18 protein-coding genes and 1 pseudogene are annotated in these 19,448 nt (G+C 68.5%); 9 read left to right on the top strand and 10 right to left on the bottom strand.

The window, feature by feature from the left end; all coding sequences use genetic code 11:
* Window positions 1–45 precede the first annotated feature (45 nt).
* The 5 genes from phnE to C461_RS14450 form a co-directional block, all read right to left on the bottom strand.
* Window positions 46–1,116 carry a phosphonate ABC transporter, permease protein PhnE gene (gene phnE, locus C461_RS14430; RefSeq protein WP_152418408.1) on the bottom strand — a complete coding sequence of 357 codons (1,071 nt, stop codon included), beginning with the start codon at window positions 1,114–1,116 and terminating at the stop codon, window positions 46–48.
* Window positions 1,117–1,138: 22 nt separating this feature from the next.
* Entirely contained in the window at window positions 1,139–1,924 is a 786-nt protein-coding gene (locus C461_RS14435) for a phosphonate ABC transporter ATP-binding protein (protein WP_008002490.1), read from the bottom strand.
* A gap of 30 nt (window positions 1,925–1,954) precedes the next feature.
* The gene (locus C461_RS14440) at window positions 1,955–3,088 is read right to left on the bottom strand and encodes a PhnD/SsuA/transferrin family substrate-binding protein (RefSeq protein WP_008002492.1); all 1,134 of its coding nucleotides are present in this window, start codon (window positions 3,086–3,088) and stop codon (window positions 1,955–1,957) included.
* 166 nt (window positions 3,089–3,254) lie between these two features.
* Entirely contained in the window at window positions 3,255–3,875 is a 621-nt protein-coding gene (locus tag C461_RS14445) for a uracil-DNA glycosylase (RefSeq protein WP_008002494.1), read from the bottom strand.
* A 116-nt stretch (window positions 3,876–3,991) separates the two neighbouring features.
* Window positions 3,992–4,633, bottom strand: coding sequence for an MBL fold metallo-hydrolase (locus C461_RS14450; RefSeq protein WP_008002496.1), 642 nt, complete (start codon window positions 4,631–4,633; stop codon window positions 3,992–3,994).
* Window positions 4,634–4,755: 122 nt separating this feature from the next.
* On the opposite strand from C461_RS14450, the gene C461_RS14455 reads away from it, so the two are divergent.
* The 3 genes from C461_RS14455 (at window position 4,756) to C461_RS14465 (ending at window position 7,209) form a co-directional block, all read left to right on the top strand.
* Window positions 4,756–4,938: a DUF5786 family protein gene (locus C461_RS14455; protein WP_008002498.1), complete on the top strand. Its 183-nt coding sequence runs from the start codon at window positions 4,756–4,758 to the stop codon at window positions 4,936–4,938.
* Window positions 4,939–5,034: 96 nt separating this feature from the next.
* Entirely contained in the window at window positions 5,035–5,631 is a 597-nt protein-coding gene (locus C461_RS14460) for an endonuclease dU (protein WP_008002500.1), read from the top strand.
* Between the two features lie 54 nt (window positions 5,632–5,685).
* Window positions 5,686–7,209 carry a glycerate kinase type-2 family protein gene (locus tag C461_RS14465; RefSeq protein ID WP_008002503.1) on the top strand — a complete coding sequence of 508 codons (1,524 nt, stop codon included), beginning with the start codon at window positions 5,686–5,688 and terminating at the stop codon, window positions 7,207–7,209.
* Window positions 7,210–7,285: 76 nt separating this feature from the next.
* Here the strand turns inward: C461_RS14465 and C461_RS14470 are convergent, their stop codons facing one another.
* Both C461_RS14470 and C461_RS14475 read right to left on the bottom strand, forming a co-directional pair.
* Entirely contained in the window at window positions 7,286–7,435 is a 150-nt protein-coding gene (locus C461_RS14470; protein WP_008002504.1) for a 50S ribosomal protein L40e, read from the bottom strand.
* Window positions 7,436–7,516: 81 nt separating this feature from the next.
* Complete coding sequence (locus C461_RS14475; protein ID WP_008002506.1) at window positions 7,517–7,786, bottom strand: thioredoxin family protein; 270 nt, start codon at window positions 7,784–7,786, stop codon at window positions 7,517–7,519.
* Between the two features lie 115 nt (window positions 7,787–7,901).
* On the opposite strand from C461_RS14475, the gene C461_RS14480 reads away from it, so the two are divergent.
* From C461_RS14480 to hisE, 3 genes are all read left to right on the top strand, one after another.
* Window positions 7,902–8,066 (top strand): preprotein translocase subunit Sec61beta, encoded by a 165-nt coding sequence (locus C461_RS14480; protein WP_008002508.1) that lies wholly within the window; start codon window positions 7,902–7,904, stop codon window positions 8,064–8,066.
* Between the two features lie 81 nt (window positions 8,067–8,147).
* Window positions 8,148–8,741, top strand: coding sequence for a pyridoxal 5'-phosphate synthase glutaminase subunit PdxT (gene pdxT, locus C461_RS14485; RefSeq protein ID WP_008002510.1), 594 nt, complete (start codon window positions 8,148–8,150; stop codon window positions 8,739–8,741).
* Window positions 8,738–9,052 carry a phosphoribosyl-ATP diphosphatase gene (hisE, locus tag C461_RS14490; protein ID WP_008002511.1) on the top strand — a complete coding sequence of 105 codons (315 nt, stop codon included), beginning with the start codon at window positions 8,738–8,740 and terminating at the stop codon, window positions 9,050–9,052. The genes pdxT and hisE overlap by 4 nt, the downstream gene beginning before the upstream one ends.
* Window positions 9,053–9,109: 57 nt before the next feature.
* On the opposite strand, the gene C461_RS14495 is transcribed toward hisE, so the two are convergent.
* The 3 genes from C461_RS14495 to C461_RS14505 all read right to left on the bottom strand — a co-directional run bounded on the left by C461_RS14495 (window position 9,110) and on the right by C461_RS14505 (window position 12,652).
* Entirely contained in the window at window positions 9,110–10,696 is a 1,587-nt protein-coding gene (locus C461_RS14495) for an acetolactate synthase large subunit (protein WP_008002513.1), read from the bottom strand.
* Entirely contained in the window at window positions 10,693–12,093 is a 1,401-nt protein-coding gene (locus C461_RS14500) for an NAD-dependent succinate-semialdehyde dehydrogenase (RefSeq protein ID WP_008002515.1), read from the bottom strand. The genes C461_RS14495 and C461_RS14500 overlap by 4 nt, the downstream gene beginning before the upstream one ends.
* A 160-nt stretch (window positions 12,094–12,253) precedes the next feature.
* Entirely contained in the window at window positions 12,254–12,652 is a 399-nt protein-coding gene (locus C461_RS14505) for a hypothetical protein (RefSeq protein ID WP_008002517.1), read from the bottom strand.
* 214 nt (window positions 12,653–12,866) lie between these two features.
* Between C461_RS14505 and C461_RS16345 the strand changes: the two are divergent.
* From C461_RS16345 to kynU, 3 genes and pseudogenes are all read left to right on the top strand, one after another.
* Window positions 12,867–14,978: pseudogene (locus tag C461_RS16345) on the top strand (hypothetical protein); the annotation flags it as partial.
* A gap of 165 nt (window positions 14,979–15,143) precedes the next feature.
* Window positions 15,144–17,816: a leucine--tRNA ligase gene (gene leuS, locus C461_RS16315; RefSeq protein ID WP_008002518.1), complete on the top strand. Its 2,673-nt coding sequence runs from the start codon at window positions 15,144–15,146 to the stop codon at window positions 17,814–17,816.
* Between the two features lie 67 nt (window positions 17,817–17,883).
* On the top strand, window positions 17,884–19,311 hold the full coding sequence (gene kynU / locus C461_RS14515) for a kynureninase (protein WP_008002521.1): 1,428 nt from the start codon (window positions 17,884–17,886) through the stop codon (window positions 19,309–19,311).
* Window positions 19,312–19,448: the final 137 nt, after the last annotated feature.

Genomic DNA, 19,448 nt, shown 5'->3' on the forward strand with positions numbered 1-19,448 from the left:
GTCGACCGTCCGCACCGCGTCGCCGAGGGCGGTCGGTCGTCGGCGCTACTTCAGCGCCGACTCGGCCATCCGCCGCGGGAAGCCGGTGATCAGCTCCCAGATACTCATCTCGACCTCGTCGGAGCGCAGCCGCGACCGGAGCCGCTGGCTGAACAGCTCAACGGAGATGATGAGTAGGAAGATGGCGAGCAGCGTCGCCATCATGTTGGTGAACCGCAGCAGGTTCTGCTGAGAGGCCAGGACGTACCCGAGCCCGCCCGCGCCGATGACGCCGACGGTGACACCGATCCGGACGTTGATCTCGAAGATGTACAGCGTCCACGCGATGAAGGCCGTCCGGACCTGGCTCAACATGCCGAAGAAGACGATCTGCGGCTTGCTCGCGCCGGTCGTTCGCATGGCTTCGATCGGGCCGTCCTCGATCTCTTCGAGTTCGTCGACGAACAGTCGGCCGAGGTTCCCGATCGTGTCGAACGCGATCGCGATCGCGGCGGAGGAGGGACCGAGCCCGAGGAACGGGATAAAAATGAGCGTCCAGACGATCGCCGGGACCGCCCGGATAAAAGACATCGTGCCGCGGAAGATGAAGTTAAACGGAAACGGGGTGACGCGCTCGGAGCCGAGCGTCCCGAACACCAGCGCGAACGGGAAGCCGAGAATCGTCCCGACGAACCCCATCGCGAGCGTGATGCCGGCCTCGCCGAATATCTGGAAGATCCCGAGCTCCTGGAAGAAGAACGCGTAGATGTCGGCGGGGTTCGGCGGGAACTGGAACAGCAGGCCGCCGATTTCCGGGTCGTACAGCAGATTCCCTTGACTGATGAACTCGAGGTATCGTCCGACGTCGAGAAACGGGATCACGCCGAAGTAGTCGGTGATCGGGAAGAACCCGGTCAGCGATTCGCGGAACGTCTCCAACCGCGCGTCCGGATTCAGGAGCTCCGTCGCGGCGAACGCCTGGAGGGTCGTGAACGCCAGGAACGCGATCAGTCCGAGCCAACCGAGCGCTCGGCGTCGTCGTGTCTGCTTGATGTTCTCGAACTGTTCGGCGATGCGGTCGGGGACGGTGTCGTCCGATCCGACTGCCCCCTCGGAGTTCGATGTGTCTGTTGTCACTCGTAGATCAGCTCGGTTCTCATCACGTCGAGACGACGCCGTCGGCCGCGGCGTCAGCGTCTCCATCGTCGCTCACGAACATCCCCTCGGTGTCGATGTCGCCGTAGAGGTCGTCGATAACGTCGATCGTCAGATCGTCACGATACCCGTCGAACACTTTCTTCCCGTCTCTGAGTCCGATGAACCGGTACCCGAACTTCCGCGCGATGTTGACCTGGTGGAGGCTGCAGAACGTCGTGAGACCGCGGTCCTCGGAGGCGGTCCGGAGGTAGTTCATGACGCTCTGAGCGCTTCCGGGGTCGAGGCTCGCGACCGGCTCGTCCGCGAGGAGAACCTCCGGCTGCTGAACGAGCGCGCGGGCGATGCCGACCCGCTGCTGCTGGCCGCCACTCATACTGCGCGCCTTCTGTTCGGCCTCGTCGAGCAGGCCGACCGTGTCGAGCGCGTCGAGCGCGCGGTGTTTCTCCTCGTCGTCTTGGAGCTGTAACACGCTGGAGAAGAACGTGGATCGGTGGACGCCACCGGAGAGGGAGTTCGAGTACGCCGTCATGTCGCCGATGATGTTGTGCTGCTGGAAGATCATCGCGACCTCGGGACGGGGGTCGATCATCGGCTCCTCGGCGATCGTGATCTCGCCTTCTGTCGGCGAGAGCAGTCCGCTCAGCGTCCGCAACAGGGTGGATTTTCCGGAGCCGGAGACGCCGAGCACGATGACGAACTCCCCTTCGGGGACCTCGAAGGACACGTCGTCGAGCGCGACCGTGTCGCCGAATCGCTTCGTCAGACCGTCTACATCGATGTAAGTCATAATAGAGAGCGTGCAAATAGCCGCCTCAGTCTAGAGGTCGCCCCACTCCAAGCCGAGCTCTTGACCGAGTTCCGCGACGGGATCGTAGTCGCTGGTGCTCGCCTCGACGACGCCGCTGAACCAGAGCGCATGGGCTTCGACCAGATTGAGCTCGTCCTGCTGTGCGTCGCTGAGCTCGGATTCGTCCATGTCGAGGATCTCGGGATCGATGTTGAGTTCCTCCGCTATGTCCGCCTGCGACTCGTGCTCGAACGCCTCTTGAGGCGCGTCGATCATCAGCTGTCGGATCTCGTCTTTGAGCGACTCCTCCCACGCGGCGTTGCTCACGATCGGTGCGCGCGGGATCGGGTCGGAGACGGCGAGGAGTCGGAGCTCGGGGTCGTCTTCGCCGGCCCCGTCGTACTCAGCCGAGATGTCGACGAACTCCTGTGACATCTCGTCGAACTGCTCCTGCGGGACGTGTGCGGCCGTGGAGAACGCACCGGTCCCCGCGGCCGCGATCCGGTCGTCTTGGATGAGCTGCTCCCGGGCCGTTGAGTGGTCAGAAGTGCGGAGTTCGAAGGCCTCGGGCGAGCTGGAAGGGGCCTCCCCGATGTCGAGCCCGGCGTTACTGAGCATGAGCAGCGGGAAGAGCGTCCCGGAGACCGAGGTCGGTGCAGCCGACGCGACAACTTCGCCTTCGAGGTCGGACAGCTCCTCGATATCGCTGTCCGCCCGCGTGGTGATGAGCGAGAAGTACTTCTCGGCGCCGTACGCCACCCGCATCCCCGTCACGTTGATCTCCTCGGGAATCTGTGCGACCGCACCGGGGGAGGTGTCCGCGAAGACCCGGTCGCCCTCCCCGGCGCGACGGAGCTCCTGTGCCGTCCCGGAGTAGCTCGCGGTCGGCTGTTCGATGATCTCGACATCGGCCTCGGACTCGATGTACTCGAACAACGGCTGGTACTGGACCTGGATGTCGATCTCCTCCTCCGCGGGGTTCATGACCCACGTGACCTCCGTCGTGGAGCTGTCGGAACTCCCTGCCGTGCCGCCGTCGGAGCCATTACCGTTTTCGCCGTCGCCGCCGTCGTCACCGGAACACCCCGCGAGCCCGACGACGCCGGCCGCGCCCGCTGTTTTCACGAATCTTCGCCGGTTCGCTGACCACTTGTTGTCGGACATACGTGTGTGTGTTTTGTCCACTCGACTAATCATTTTCTATGTTTCATATATAGAATTACCCGAATTGCCGCTTTTTCAGCGCGTTTGAACCAGCACTCGGCGGTTCGTCTACACCACCGCTTCGATTCGGGTGTCAATCGCGTTCCGACTCGACAATCGTCCGGATTCAGAACTCGCCGAGTCGCGACTGCCCGGACCCGCCGTCGCTCCGATTGTGAACGCCCGCCAGCTCGCTCGCTCGGGCGATCGTCTCGAAGAAGCCGTCGCGCTGGCTCCGGTCGTACAGCGTCGCCGCGGGGTGAACGGACAACAGCACGCGACGGGACGCGTCGGCGATCCGGGCGTCGACGACGGTCCCCGACTCCGAGGTGATCGCGACCGACCGGTCGAGCAGGTGCTCGCTCGGGACCTTCCCGAGCGTCACGATCAGCTCCGGGTCGAGCCGGTCGATCTCGGCGTCGAGGTAGCCGCGGCAGTTCGCCAGCTCTTCCGTAGTCGGGTCCCGGTTGTCCGGGGGCCGACAGCGTACGCAGTTCGTGATCCGAACGTCTGCCCGCGCGAGCCCGGCGTCGCGCAGCGCGTCGTCGAGCACGTCGCCCGATCGCCCGACGAACGGCTCGCCCCGCTCGTCCTCGTTCGCGCCCGGCCCCTCGCCGACGAACAGCAGGTCGGCGTCCGTCGGACCGACGCCGTCGACGATCTGGCTCCGAGACGCCACCAGCGCCGGACAGCGCTCGCACGACGGCACCCGGAGGTCGGCGTCGAGCGCGTTCCCGTTCTCGGTCATACTCCGTGTTGCGGGCGGGGCCGGTATAAGCCCGTCTGCGTCGGCACGGTGAACCGGATGCGCGATCGTGGTGCGGTGCGAGCGTCGATGTCGGCGTCGCGTGAACGGCGACCTCGCTACTCGTCCGGGTACTTCGGCTCGCGGCGCTCGGCGCGCTCGGTGGCGCGTTCGAGGACCTCGCGGACCGTGTCGGGCCCGTCGCCGGCGCGGTACACGTCGCCGTGGCCGGGGTACATCGCCTCGACGGTGTCGGGGAGTCGGTCGAGCAGGGTGTGGAGGCTCTCGATCAGGGTCTCTCGCGACTGCCCCGGCATGTCGGTGCGACCGAACGAGCCGTCGTCGAACGCGCCGTCGTTGTAGACGACGACGTCGCCGGAGTAGAGGCGTTGTTCGCCGAGCAGCGAGACGTGATCGTCGGCGTGTCCGGGGGTGTACACGACCTCGCAGGGCTCGTCGCCGATCAGGATCTCGTCGCCGTCGACGAGCGCCACGTCCCGTCGGGGGTGGGAGGCGTGGGCGTACAGCGTCGCGTCGAACCGGTCGAGCACCGCGTCGAGCTCTCCGACGTGGTCGTGGTGTTGGTGCGTCAACACGACGCGATCGAGTTCCTCGATCCCCGCGTCGGCGAGCGCCTCGGTGATGACGTCGTCGACGCCGGGCATCGTTCCGGCGTCGACGAGCGCCGGCGCGTCGCCCGGCACGAGGTAGGCGTTACACGTGAACTCCTCCGCGTCGGCGGTGACGGTGATCGGCTCCATACCGCCCCCGAGGGGACCCGGCGAGTAAAAACGTGCAGTCCACGGCCGGCGACGCGCCGCGGGCGGCGTCGGTAGATCTCGGCAGGGGATTTATCCGGAGTGCTGCGTTAGGTACACGTACAATGGGCTTCGGAAGCTACGACGAATCCGAACAGGAGAACCAGGACCTGGACGCGGATTTCGACGACGACGACGGAGTCCGAGCGGCAGAAGAGGTACACGATGGGTCCGTCGACTACGAACCCGGCGCGTCGAACGACGAGCTACTCGACCGCCTCCAAGACATCAAGGCCGAGGAGCGCTGAGCCGGGTATTCGGGGTCCCGAGCGACTCCGCTCCCGCCTCGCGCGCTCTCACCCTTCCCCCGCGCGCTCCCGCTTTTCTCCCGCGCGGTCCCACCGATGACTGCGCCGAGCCGGACGCTCGGCGTCGCTTTCTCTGACGGCGACCGGACCAGCCGCCTCGCCGGTGCCGTCGTCACCGCCGACGGGGTCCTCGACGGCCTCGGCTTCGAGCGCTGTGCCGTCGGCGGCACCGACGCGACCGAGGCCGTGATCCGCCTCGCCGACGCGCTCGACCGCGAAGACGTCCGCCACGTGGCCTGCGCCGGAATCGCCCCCGCGTGGTTCAACCTCCTTGACCTCCACCGAATCCGCGAGGCCCTCGACCGGCCCGTGTACGCCGTGAGCTACGAGGCGAGCCCCGGGCTCGAACCGGCGCTTCGCGAGGCGTTCAACGGCGACGCGCTCGCCCGTCGGCTGGACGTGTACCGATCGCTACCGCCCCGGACCCGCGTCGACGACCCGAGTGAGGGCGATTCGCCGGCGGCCGGTCCGCTGTTCGTCCGCGCGGTCGGTCTCGATCCCGATCGCGCGGCGGCGGCGGTCCGCGCGGTCACCCGCGAGGGGTTCCGTCGACCGGAACCGCTCCGGATCGCCGCCATCGCGGCGAGCGCCCACCGCGAAGCGATCCGGCGCGAGCAGCACGGGACTGAGTAGCCGCCCCCCGTCGTCCGCGCCGGATATATACCGTCACGGGGTGACCGCCCCGACATGACCGACGACGCCACAGCCAGCGTCACGTTCCGCGATCGCGAGCGGATCGCTTCGACCGACGCGCGCGCCGCCGCGCTCGACTGTCTCGCCGCCGGAATCGAGGCGTCGCTCCCGGAGCGGCTGCTACCGAGCGCCGTCACAGTTCACGCCGAGTCCGACACCCTCCGCGTCGAGGGCGTCGACGGCGCGGTCGGCGAGTACGACCTCGCGGCGTACGACCGGGTGTTCCTCCTCGGGGCCGGGAAGGCGGCGGCGGGCACCGCGGCCGCGCTCGTCGACGCCCTCGACGGCCACGCCGCGATCGACGCGGGCGCCGTCGTCACCGACGACCCGGAAGCGAAACCGTCTCCCGCGGGGATCGAGGTCCTCGCGGGTGACCACCCGCTCCCGAGCGATCGGGGCGCGGAGAGCGCGCGGCGCGTGCTCGATCTGGCCGCCCGCGCCGGCCCCGACGACCTCGTGTTCACCGTCATCACCGGCGGCGGCAGCGCGCTGCTCGCGGCGCCCGCCGACCCCCTCTCGACCGAGGACCTCCGCGCGCTCACCGACGCGCTGCTCGCCTGCGGCGCGTCGATAGAGGAGATCAACGCGGTTCGCAAGCACTGCTCTGCGGTCAAAGGCGGTCGGCTCGCCCGCGCCGCGGCCCCCGCGACGGTCGTCACGCTCGCGGTCAGCGACGTGATCGGCGACCCGCTGGACGTGATCGCCAGCGGCCCGACGGTGCCCGATTCCTCGACGTACGCGGACGCGCTGGACGTGCTCGACCGGTACGACCTCGACGTGCCCGCGGCGGTGCGCGAACACCTCCGCTCCGGCGCCGATCGAGCCGAACAGGCCGAGCAGGCCGAGCAGACGGATTCGGACGCGATCGACGGTCCCGTCGAGACGCCCGCCGCGACCGATCCCGCGTTCGACCGCGCCCGAGCGTTCGTCGTCGGCAACGGCCGAACCGCGCTCGACGCCGCCGCGGACGCCGCCGCAGACCGGGGGTACGAGCCGCTCGTGCTCGCGGCCGGCGTGCGGGGCGAAGCCCGGGAGGCGGCCCTGACGCACGCCGCCATCGCCGAGGAGTGCGCGGCTCGCGGGTCGCCGGCGTCGCCGCCCGCCGTGTTGCTCTCGGGCGGCGAGACGACCGTGACGCTCGACGGCGCGGCCGGGAGCGACGATCCGGACGCGGAGGGGTCCGAGTCTGACGACCCCGGGTCCGGCGGTCCGAACGCGGAGTTCGCGGCGAGCGCCGGGCTCGGACTCGCGACCGGTGAACTCGGCGCCGGGGCGAGCGACCCGGACCGCGTCGTCGTCGCGAGCGTCGACACGGACGGGATCGACGGCCCGACGGACGCCGCGGGCGCCATCGCGGACGCGGCGACGCTCGCCCCCGGGGACGCCCGCGACGCCCTCGATCGACACGACGTGTATCCGGCCCTCGACGATGCGAACGCCCTGCTTCGGACCGGTCCGACCGGAACGAACGTCAACGATCTCAGGATTATCGTCGTCGAAAAGGGCGCAGACGGATAGACCGGACACAGCGGTCGAAGTGCCGAGACGGGTCGCTCTCGGGGTGAGCGATATCGGAAAAAATCGGGCCGACCGATTACGTCGCGCGGCGTTCCTTCGCTTTCGGGCGGAGGTTCGTGTAGCCGCACTTGCGGCAGCGCTTGGCTGCGGGCGCGTTGCGGGCGTTACAGCGCATGCAGATCTGTCGGTCGAGGTTGCGGCGTTCCGCGGCGTCGAAACTGGCCATACGACTACTGCACGGGCGACGCTGTAAAAGGTTGCGAGACGCGCCGGGGGAGTCCGACGGGTGGAAGAGCGCTGATCGACGTTACGCGCCGGCTTCCGAGAGCGCAGCCTCGATGTCCTCGCGCTGGGTGACGCCGACGAACCGGTCCACGACGCCGTCGTCGTTCTCGATGATGAGCGTCGGCAGCGAGCGGACCTGATACTGGTTGGCGACGTCCTGCTCCTCGTCGACGTTCACCTTCTGCAGCTCGAAGGCGTCGCCGAGGTCCTCCTGGATCTCCTCCAGGATCGGGTCCTGCGTCTTACACGGGCCGCACCAGTCAGCGTGAAAATCCAGCAGTCGAACAGTCATTATCCGGCGTAATCTACCGTCGGCCGGCGCATAAGAGTTTCCCACTCGTGCGCTTGCGACCCGTGCTCGCGCCGCGAGCGAAACGTTTAGAACGTCGCGTGGCGCACCCACGGGTATGAGCAGTGGCTCCAACTCCGGCGGGCTGATGTCCAGTGCGGGACTCGTCCGCTACTTCGACAATCAGGGCCGGGACGCGATCACGATCGACCCGAAAACCGTCCTCGCGTTCTGCGTCCTCTTCGGCGTGTTCGTTCAGGTCCTCTCGCTGACCGTCGCGTGAGGCGTCCGTTCGGCTCGTTTCGTCTCCACCCTCCCGAGCCGTAGCGCGCCCTTTTTGCCCGTCCCCGACGGACCGACAGCCATGCAAGCAGGCGTCATCGCCGTGCAGGGCGACGTGGCCGAGCACGCCGCGGCCGTCCGGAACGCCGCGGCCGCCCACGACGAGTCCGCGTCGGTCGTCGAAGTGCGCGACTCAGGTATCGTGCCCGACTGCGACGTCCTCCTCGTGCCGGGCGGGGAGTCGACGACCATCTCGCGGCTGATCCACCGAGAGGGGATCGCCCCGGAGATACGCGAGCACGTCGCTGACGGAAAGCCCGTGCTCGCGACGTGCGCCGGGCTCATCGTCTGTTCGCGCGACGCGAAAGACGACCGCGTCGACGCGCTCGGGCTCGTCGACGTCTCCGTCGACCGCAACGCCTTCGGCCGCCAGAAGGACTCCTTCGAGGCGAACATCCCGGTGGCCGGGCTCGCCGACCGCTTCCACGCCGTCTTCATCCGCGCGCCGCTCATCGACGACGTCGGCGACGGCGTCGAGACGCTCGCGTCGGTCGACGGCCGACCGGTCGCGGTCCGCGACGGTCCCGTCGTCGCCACCGCGTTCCACCCGGAGCTCACCGACGACCCGCGGATCCACGACCTCGCCTTCTTCCCCGAGAACGAGGTGGTCGCGTGAGCGACTCCGACCGCGACGCGGCTTCCTCGGCGGCCGTCCTCGACGAGCTGTTCGCGACCATCGAGTCTCGCAAGGAGGCGCTCCCCGAGGACTCCTACACCGCGTCGCTGTTCACCCACGAGAAGGGCGAGAACGCCGTCTTAGAGAAGATCGGCGAGGAGTCAACGGAGACGATCCTCGCGGCGAAGGACGACGACCTCGACGAACTCACCTACGAGAGCGCCGACCTCGTCTACCACCTGCTGGTGCTGCTGGCGATGAAGGACCTCGACCTCGACGATCTGCGCGAGGAGCTCCGCGAACGGTTCTGACTCGACGTCCACCCCGGGTCGACATCCCGAGTGACAGGATGTAGTGGACGGCCGATATCACTCGAGCGGAATCTCGACGAGCGACATCGAATCCGTCGCGAGCGCGTCTCGTAACGCCTCCTCGAGTTCGTCGTGTCCTTCGGGGCGATACCCCTCGATACCGAAGCTCTCGGCGAGCGTCATGAAGTCGGGGTTCGTGAGTTCCGTTCCGAACGATTCGTCGCGATTGGCCTGCTGCTTCTCGGAGATGAGCCCGTAGTCGTCGTCGGTGAAAAGGAGGATAGTGTAGCCGCACCCCACTCGTGTCGCGGTCTCTATCTCGGCGCCGTTCATCAGAAACCCGCCGTCGCCAGTCGCCGCGACGACCGCCGCGTCGGTCGCGAGATCCGCCGCGATCCCTCCCGGGACCGAGATCCCCATCGACGCCAGCCCGTTCGAGATGAGACACGTGTTTGGTTCGTAGGTGAGGTAGTTCTGTGCGATCTGCATCTTGTGGCTTCCGACGTCGGAGATCAGGACATCGTCATCGTCCATCACGTCCCGTAGTACCGACAGCACCGTCCGGACGGTGAACGGATCTTCCGCCGACGGGTCGGTGGCGACGTCGTCGACGATGTGATCCCTGAGATCGCGGTACCAGGTCTCGTCGAACTCCGTCTCGCGCTCGTTCGTCCGCGCGGTGAACTCGGCGAGTGCCGTCGAGATATCACAGACGAGTTCGAGGTTCGGATTGTACGCCTCGTACACCTCCGCGGGCTCGCTGTCGATGTGCACGACAACGGTCTCCGCGCCCTTGTTCCAGCCGGCCGGGTCGTGCTCGGCGATGTCGTAGCCGACGGTGAGGATGAGATCCGCCATCTCGATCGCGTCCGACGCCTCCCGATGGTCACCGGAATCCAGCGTCAGCAACGACTGCGGCGACCGATCCGAGACCGCTCCTTTTCCCATGTACGTCGACGCGACGGGGATGCCCGTCGTCTCGACGAACTCGCGGAGTCGCGGCGTGGCGCCCGTCCGGACCGCTCCGTTCCCCGCGATGATCAGCGGCCGATCCGCGTCTTCGAGAAACGTCTGGACTCGCTGGAGCAGCTCCGAGTTCGGCGACGCGAGTCGGACGCGCTCGCGGACGTCCATCGGAGCGCCGTCGACCGCCGACCCGGCGATGTCCTCGGGGAACTCGAGGTGGGTCGCGCCGGGTTTCTCGTACTCGGCGAGTTTGAACGCCTTCCGGACGGACTCGGCGATGATGTCGGGGTCGTTGAGCTGGGTGTTCCACTTCGTGATCGGCTCGAACAGCTGGACGATATCCAGCGCCTGGTGGCTCTCCTTGTGGAGGCGCTCCAAGCCGCCCTGGCCGGTAATCGCGACGAGGGGGGCTTTGTCCAGGTTCGCGTCCGCGACACCGGTGATGAGGTTCGTCGCGCCGGGACCGAGCGTCCCGAGACAGACGCCCGCCTCGCCCGTGAGCCGGCCGTGGACGTTAGCCATGAACGCGGCCCCCTGCTCGTGTCGGACCGGGATGAACCCGATATCCGAGTCCCGAAGCGAGAACAGCAGGTCCTCGGTCTCTTCGCCGGGAACGCCGAACACGTGCTCGACGCCTTCGCTCTCGAGACAGCGCACGAGCAGATCTGACGCCTTCATTCGGTCGGTACCTCGTTCTCGTCGCTCTTCTCCGCCCGCTGTCGCCAGACCGTCTTGCGGTTGACGAACTCCTTGATCCCGGCTTCGGCGAGCTCGCGGCCGTAGCCGGACTGTTTCACGCCACCGAACGGAACCCGCGGATCGGACTTCACCAGTTCGTTGATATACGTGCAGCCGGCGTCGATACGGCCGGCCACCCGCTCGCCGCGGTCGAGGTCGTTCGTCCAGACGCTGGCCCCGAGGCCGAACTCCGTGTCGTTCGCTTTCTCGATGGCGGCCTCCTCGTCGAAGACCCGGTAGACGGCCGCCACGGGGCCGAACACCTCCTCGGCGTCGACGGGACACCCCCGCGGTACGTCCGCGAGCACCGTCGGCGGATAGTACGCCCCCTCGCGGTCGAGCGGTTCACCGCCCGTGAGCACCGTCGCGCCGGCGTCGACGCTCTCGGTCACCTGTTCGTGAATCCCTTCCATGAGGTCCTGTCGCGCCTGTGGTCCGACGTCCGTGTCGCGGTCCGTGGGGTCGCCGACGGTGAGCGACTCCACCGCCGCGACGAACCGCTCGATAAACGCGTCGTAGACGGCGTCGTGGACGACGAACCGCTTGGCGGCGATACACGATTGGCCGCCGTTCAGGTTACGCGCCCAGGCGCCGGTCGTCGCGGCGGCCTCGATGTCGGCGTCGTCGAGCACGACGTACGGGTCGCTGCCCCCGAGTTCGAGGACGGTCTTCTTGAGGTTCTCGCCGGCCGTCGCGGCGACCGCCTCTCCCGCCGGACCGCTCCCGGTCAGCGTCGCCGCTTTGACGCGCGGGTCCGAGAGGATCGTCTCGACGCGGTCCGACGGGATCAGCAGCGTCTGGAACGCGCCGTCGGGAAACCCGGCGTCGCGGAACACGTCCTCGATGGCGAGTGCACACCCCGGCACGTTCGAAGCGTGTTTGAGGAGTCCGACGTTTCCGGCGGCGACGTAGGGGGCCGCGAATCGAAACGCCTGCCAGAACGGGAAGTTCCACGGCATGATCGCGAGGACGGGCCCGAGCGGTTCGTAAACCGTTTTCACGGCCGAGCCCGGCGGACTCGGATGCCGCTCGTCTTGGAGGTAGCGCCCCGCGTGCTCGGCGTAGTGGTCACAGACCCACGCGCACTTCTCGACCTCAGCCTCGGCCTGGGCGATCGGTTTGCCCATCTCACGGGTCATCAGTTCCGCGTACTCGGCGGTCCGGTCACGGAGCAGCGTCGCCACCGTCGCGAGTTTCGTCTCGCGCTCGGCGACGGACCAGTCTCGGAAGGTTTCGAACGTCGATTCGGCCCTCGAAAGCCGGTCTTCGACCTGCCCGTCGTCGTGTTCGTCGTACGTTTCGGTCGTCTCTCCGGTCGCAGGATTGGTTCGTTCCATCGGTGTGTCAGCTCTGAGTTGTGGGCGCTCCCGAGTGGCTACCGAGTGACAAGTACCACATGGTTCAAACTCACATAGTTACCAGCCCATTACCCGATGGCGACGGTACGAACGACGCGCTCCCGACGCGGAACCCTCGCGTGTCAGCGCGGGAGCGGTGTCACCGTTCCCGCTCGAGTTCCCGATCGATATCGTCGACGTCCTCGGTCTCCAACTCCCGGCCGATCCGCCGCTCGAACTCCTCCTCGCTGATCTGCCCTTCGACGTACTGCCGGCGGAGGCGGTCCTGTCGGCTCTCCGACCCGCCGTTTCCGAGCGACGAGGACGACCGCGACCCCCGTATCGAGTCGGTCGCCGCGGAGTCGTCGTCGCTCAGGAGCCACGAGCCGGCCTTGTACGCGAGGTAAACAAGTCCGGCGAGGACCGCGAGCGAGACGATTCCCGAGACGATCGCCCACGCGAGACTCAGGATCGCGGAGACCACCGAGACGACGATGCTGACCCCGATCAGAACCGCGATCGCGATCGCGGCGTAGTAGAGGGCCTTCTTTCCGTCCATGCTCGCTCGTCGCGCTCGCCGACCCTAATACCTTCTCCCGGGGTCGTCGGCAACCATCTCTCGCGGATCGAGAGGGGCGTGTGATGGCGGAACGGCCGCCGACCTCCCGTCAGAAGACTTATTCGGCCCTGTGCTCGTAACCGAACGAAATGAGTCCCGAGCCGCCGTCACGGCCGAGCCGCGCTCGCACAGCACTCGGACCCGAGGCGCGCCCATGACCGATCCGGTCGAACCCGCCGATCCCGCCGACTCCGGGCTCGACCGCCGGACCGTTCTGACCGCGATCGCCGGCGCGGGTAGCGCCGCGGTCGCCGGGTGCTCCGGCTCGGGCCCCGCAAACGCGGAGACCCTCTCGATGGACGCGGAGACGCTCGACGATCTCGCGGCCCGATTCGCCCCGACGCTGTACTTCGACGCCGCCGAGCCGTGGTTCCCGACCGATCCCCGCCCGTACACGGTCGAGGAGGACGGCGAGACCGTCGTCGACGGCTTCGCCGCGTTCGACGGCTACCACGAGCGGTACGAGGAGGCGGGACAGCCCCCGAACCCGACCGTGTTCTACAACGGGATCCGGTACGCCGACTCGCCGCTCGCGGTCGTTCAGTTCTGGCTCTACTCGGCGTTCGACCAGTTCACGGCCAACTTCCACTGGCACGACTGGGAGGTGCTCCACGTCTTCGTCGACCTCGACACCGGCGACCCCCAGCTGTACGTCGCCAGCTCCCACTCTCGCAGCGTCCCCAACAACGAGTTCCTCGACCCCGACCCCGACGTCGTCCCGCGCATTCTCTCCGAACTCGGCTCGCACTCGAGCACGCTGTCGGTCAACGAGGTCGCCGACAGGTTCCAGCGCGTCAGCGCCGACGACCTGCTGGCGGACATCACGAACACGACGATCGACACGGTGGAGGACCTGCTCGGGATCCCCCTCGCGTACGGGCTCCCCCGCGACGAGGGGATGCGGCTCCCCTTCGTCGTTCCCGAGTACGAGGGCGCACCGATCTACGAGCACCCCGACCTCCCCTCGGTCACCGCCGAGTCGCTCGTCGACGAGGCGCTCACCATCCGCTCGCTCGACGCGCTGGAGTCGCCGCCCACGGACCTACCGCTGCGGGAGACGGGGATCGCGTTCCGGCACCGCGACCGCGAGGACCCGCTCGCCGACGAGATCGCCGAGGAGGTCGTCGCGTACGACCTCGTCGAGAGCGCCGAACTGGAGGATATCACGGCGTTCACCGGGCCGCAACTGAGCTTCGAGTTCGCGGTTCCGGGGGTCGTCGAGGACGCGGTCGCCGGCCACCTCACGACCACCGGCGTGCCGTGGGAACAGCCGCGCTACGAGAACCCCGCGGCCGACATCACCGCCGGGAACCACCGCGCGGAGCTCGCCGCGCGCTACGACGCCATCGTCGAGGAGGCGGGGCTCGGCGGCGACGCGATCGACGCGTTCGACGGGGTCGTCGCCCGCGTCACGCAGACAGCCGAGAGCGACGAGGCCCCCGCCGGAGCGGGGCTGACGACGACGGACGCGAGCGTCGAGTCGTTCGTCCTGATCGAAAGCGACCCCGAGGTGATCCCGACGTTCGCCGGCGGCGTCGCGGTCGCGGCGGGGGTCCCCGAGGGCGACCACCGGCTCACGGTCAACGGCGCCGGGCAGGCCCCACACAGCGAGCGACTGACCGTCTCCGCGGACGAGCCCGTGACGACCGCCGGCGTCGACGGCGAGATTCCGCTCGTCGCCCGCAAGCACGCGACCAAACTCGAGCTCTCGGACGAGGAGAGCGACACCGACGTGACCCGAACCGCGATCGAGGACGACTTCGCCGGCCGGATCTACGACTCGGCCGTCGAAGGGAGCGACGCCGTCTACGTCCACGCCGGCGGCGCCTACACGACCGAAGTGCGGGACGCCGACGATCAGGTGGGCGCGTATCGAGTCAACCCGCCCTCGGAGGCCGCGGGCGGGGGAGAACCGATCCGAATCGAGCGCCCGGAGACGGGAGCGGCCTCGCTCGCCGGGTTCGTCGCCGACGTGGCCGAGGAGACTCGCGCCGAGGTCGCGGCCGCGGCGGCGGATGGGGACGGCAGCGACGATGGGGACGAAGAAGGAAGCGACGACAGCGACGACGGTGGCGGCGGTGGAGACGGCTCCGGCGGCGGCTCGTCGAACGCGGTGAACGGACTCGAACGCGCCCTCGCGGCCGCGGTCGAGGCCGCGGTACGGGCGGAGGAGCGCGCCAGCGAGGGCGACCGCGAGGGAACGGAGCGCCAGTTAGCGAACGTCCTCGACCGAATCTCTCGGATCGAAGAGCGGCTCCCNCGCGCCATCAGAGATGTGTATAAGAGACAGGCGTCGAGCAGGCGCGCGAGTCGGAGAAGCTGTAGACGGACCCTCGATCGTCCGCCTCCGAGGACTGCGAGTCCCTGCGACACGGCTCATCGCTGGATGGAAAGCTATACGACGCCGACCCCACCACCAGTATATAAGCAGATGTCTCAGGAGAGCTACGACCACACGACGGTCGAAAAGCGGTGGCAGGAGGCGTGGGACGACGCCTCCGTGTATCACACGCCGGACGAGGCCGACGACCCAACCTACGTGTTGGGGATGTACCCCTACCCGTCCGGAAAGCTCCACATGGGCCACGTCCGGAACTACACGATCACGGACGCGTACGCCCGGTACCGCCGCATGCGCGGCGACGACGTGCTCCATCCGATGGGGTGGGACGCGTTCGGCCTCCCGGCGGAGAACGCCGCCAAGGAGCGCGACACGAACCCCCGCGACTGGACGTTCGACTGCATCGACACGATGCGCGGGCAGATGCGATCGATGGGGTTCGGCTACGACTGGGATCGCGAGATCACCACCTGTACCCCCGACTACTACAAGTGGAACCAGTGGCTGTTCACCCGGTTCCACGAGGCCGGGCTCGTCGAGCGTCGCGACGCCGAGGTGAACTGGTGTCCGTCCTGTGAGACCGTCCTCGCCGACGAGCAGGTCGAGGGCGACGACGAGCTGTGTTGGCGCTGTGACACCCCCGTCGAGGCCCGAGAGCTGGACCAGTGGTTCCTGCAGATCACGGAGTACGCCGACGAGCTGCTGGAGGCCATCGACGACCTGGAGGGCTGGCCGAACTCGGTGCGACAGATGCAGCGCAACTGGATCGGCCGGCAGTACGGGACGACGCTGAACTTCGACGTGGAGGGACACGGCCCCGTCGAGGCGTTCACCACCCGCGTCGACACCGTCCACGGCGCGACGTTCTTCGCGCTCGCGCCGGACCACCCGATAAGCGAGGCGCTGGCCGCCGAGAACGACGAGATCCACGAGTTCGTCCACCACGAGGCGGACCCCGAGGGCGACGAGCCGAACGGCGTCGAGACCGGTCTGACCGCCACGAACCCCGTCACCGGCGAGGAGATCCCCGTCTTCGTCGCCGACTTCGTGCTCTCGGACGTGGGGACGGGCGCGCTGATGGCCGTCCCCGGCCACGACGAGCGCGACCACGCCTTCGCCGAGAAGATGGGCGTCGAGATCAAGCCGGTCGTCGCGCCGGAACCCGACGACTGGGACGGCGAGACGATCCCCGACGCGCCCGACGTGAGCGAGGCGGCGTTCACCGACGACGGCGTCGTGATCAACTCCGGCGAGTACAGCGGGCTCGACAGCGAGACGGCCCGCGAGCGCCTGACTGAGGACATCGAGAGCGCCGAGGAGAGCACCCAGTACCAACTGCGCGACTGGGGCATCTCCCGGCAGCGCTACTGGGGCACTCCGATCCCGGTCGTCCACTGCGACGACTGCGGCTCGGTGATGGTCCCCGAAGACGACCTCCCCGTCGAGCTCCCCGAGTTCATCAACACGACCGGCAATCCGCTGGACGCCGCCGAGGAGTGGAAACAGACGACCTGTCCCGAGTGCGGCGGGCCCGCCACCCGCGAGACGGACACGATGGACACGTTCGTCGACTCCTCGTGGTACTTCCTGCGGTACGTCTCGCCGGACCTCGACGACGCCCCCTTCGACCTGGACCGCGCGAACGACTGGATGCCGGTCGACCAGTACGTCGGCGGCATCGAACACGCCGTGATGCACCTGCTGTACTCGCGGTTCTTCACCAAGGTGTTGGCCGACGAGGAGGGGCTCGAACACCGCGAGCCGTTCACGAACCTGCTGGCGCAGGGGATGGTCCAACTGGACGGCGAGAAGATGTCGAAGTCGGTCGGGAACACGGTCTCCCCGCAGCGCATCGTCGAGGAGTACGGCGCCGACACGGCCCGCCTGTTCATGATGCAGGCGGCCCAGCCCGAGCGCGACTTCGACTGGTCCGAGGAGGGCGTCAAGTCGACGCACCGGTTCTTGACCCGCCTGAGCGACCTCGTCGAGGGGTACGCCGCGGGCGACGCGGGAACCGCGGACTCGGCCGCCGGCCGCGACACGGTCGACGAGTACGTCGCGAACGAGGTCGACGCCGCCGTCGCCATCGCGGGCGCGGAGTACGACGACCTGACGTTCAACGTCGCGCTCCGCGAGGCGCAGGACCTGGTCGGGACGCTCCGGAGCTACCGCGAGTACGCCGACCCGCACCCGGAGACCTACGAGCGTGGACTGGACGTGGCCGTCCGCCTGCTGGCGCCGGTCGTCCCGCACCTCGCCGAGGAGCTGTGGGAGACGCTGGACGGCGACGGGTTCGTCGTCGAGGCCGACTGGCCGACCGCGACCGTCGACCGCGAGACGGTCGAGCGCCGCCGCCGGCTGGTCGAAAACACTCGCGAGGACGTGCGCGACATCGTCGCGGTCGCCGGCATCGAGGACCCCGAGCGGATCGACGTCGTCGTCGCGCCCGACTGGAAGTACGACGCCCTCTCGATCGCGATCGACAGCGACGCCGACAACCTCATCTCCGAGTTGATGCAGGAGTCGCACATCCGCGAGCGGGGCGACGACGCGGCCTCGTACGGACAGGACCTGCAGGCGAATCGCGAGGCGCTACAGGAGACGCTCTCCGGCGACGACGAGTACGAGGCGCTTCGCGCCGCCGCGTGGCTGATCGAGCGCGAGTTCGACGCCCCGGTTCGCGTCGAGCGCGCCGCGGACGCCGACGACTCGGTGGTCCGCAAGGCGGAGCCGGGTCGGCCGGCGATCGACATCGTCGAGTAGCGGTTCGGCCTTCTTAAGCAACCGACCGCCCCGGAAGCGCTTAGTCGGCGGCGGCACCCGATCGCGTATGAACGATCCCTACGCCCTCGCCCGCGACGCCCTCGCCGGTGACGGGCTTCGCGGTGGCGGGCTCGGCGACGACGAACCCGCCGACGGCGCGGCCGACGCGGACTCCGCCGTCCTCGCCGCCCGCCTCGACGACAACGACCCCCTCTCCGCGTTCGCCGATCGGTACCGCGTGCCCGACGGCGTCTTATATATGGACGGCAACTCGCTCGGGCCCGCGAGCGACGCCGCCCTCGCGAGTCTCGACCGCGTCGTCGACGAGTGGCGCGAGTCGCTGATCGCCGGGTGGACCGACGCCGACCCGCCGTGGTTCACCGTCGGCGAGCGGCTCGGCGACGCGCTCGCGCCCCTCGTCGGCGCGGCGCCCGCCGAGGTCGTCGTCGGCAACTCGATCACGGTGAACCTCCACACGCTGATCGGCACCTTCCTGGACGAGCTGCTGGCGGGGAACGAACCGGAACGGGCCGGCGTCGAACAGGCCGACGGGGAGTGGAACCCGGCCGTCGACCCCGCGGTCCTCGTCAACGACCTCGACTTCCCCTCCGACCACTACGCGGTCCGCGCCCAACTGCGACAGCGCGGGATCGACCCCGCCGAGAAGCTCCGGGTCGTCGAGAGCCGCGACGGCCGGACGATCGACCCCCGAGATATCGAGGCCGCGCTCGACGCGCACGACGACGTCGGGATCGTCTTCATGCCGACCGCGCTCTACCGCTCGGGCCAGCTGTTCGACGTGGCGCGGATCACGCGGGCCGCCCACGAGGCGGGCGCGTACGCCGGGTTCGACGCGGCGCACTCGGCCGGCGCGGTCCCGCACGAGTTCCGGGAGGCCGGCGTCGACTTCGCGGTCTGGTGTACCTATAAATACCTCAACGCCGGTCCCGGCTCGGTCGGGGCGCTGTTCGTCGCCGAGCGCCACCACGGGCTCACGCCCGCTTTAGCGGGCTGGTGGGGTCACGAGAAGGCGACGCAGTTCGAGATGACCCTGACATACACCCCCGCCGACTCGGCGGGCGCGTGGCAGATCGGCACCCCGCCGCTTTTCGCCGCCGCGCCCCTGGAGGGGTCCGTCGAACTCCTGCGGGAGGCCGGGATCGACCGGCTCCGAGAGAAGTCGCTCGCGCTCACCGACTTCCTGATCGCCCTCGTCGACGATCGGCTCCCGGAGATCGCGGTCGGGACGCCCCGCGAGCACGCGGCGCGCGGCGGCCACGTCGCCTTAGAGCACCCGGACGCGGAGCGCCTGAGCAAGGCCCTCACCGACCGCGGCGTGGTCGTCGACTTCCGGCCGCCGAACGTGGTCCGCGTCTGCCCGGCCGCGCCGTACACCTCGTTCGCCGACGTGCTCGAAGTCGTCGACGAAATCGAGGCGATCCTCGACAGCGGCGCGTACGAGGACTACGCGACCGGCGAGGGCGGCGTGACATAGGCGGCGCCGTAACGGGGGATTTCAGAACCGGCATCGGTTAAATACCACCTGTCCTACCGAGGCGTATGAGCGAGCGGCGGGAACCGACCTCAGAGTCCAGCTCCTGTCTCTTATACACATCTCTGATGGCGCGCGGG

Source organism: Halorubrum aidingense JCM 13560 (assembly GCF_000336995.1).
Classification (GTDB): Archaea; Halobacteriota; Halobacteria; order Halobacteriales; family Haloferacaceae; genus Halorubrum; species Halorubrum aidingense.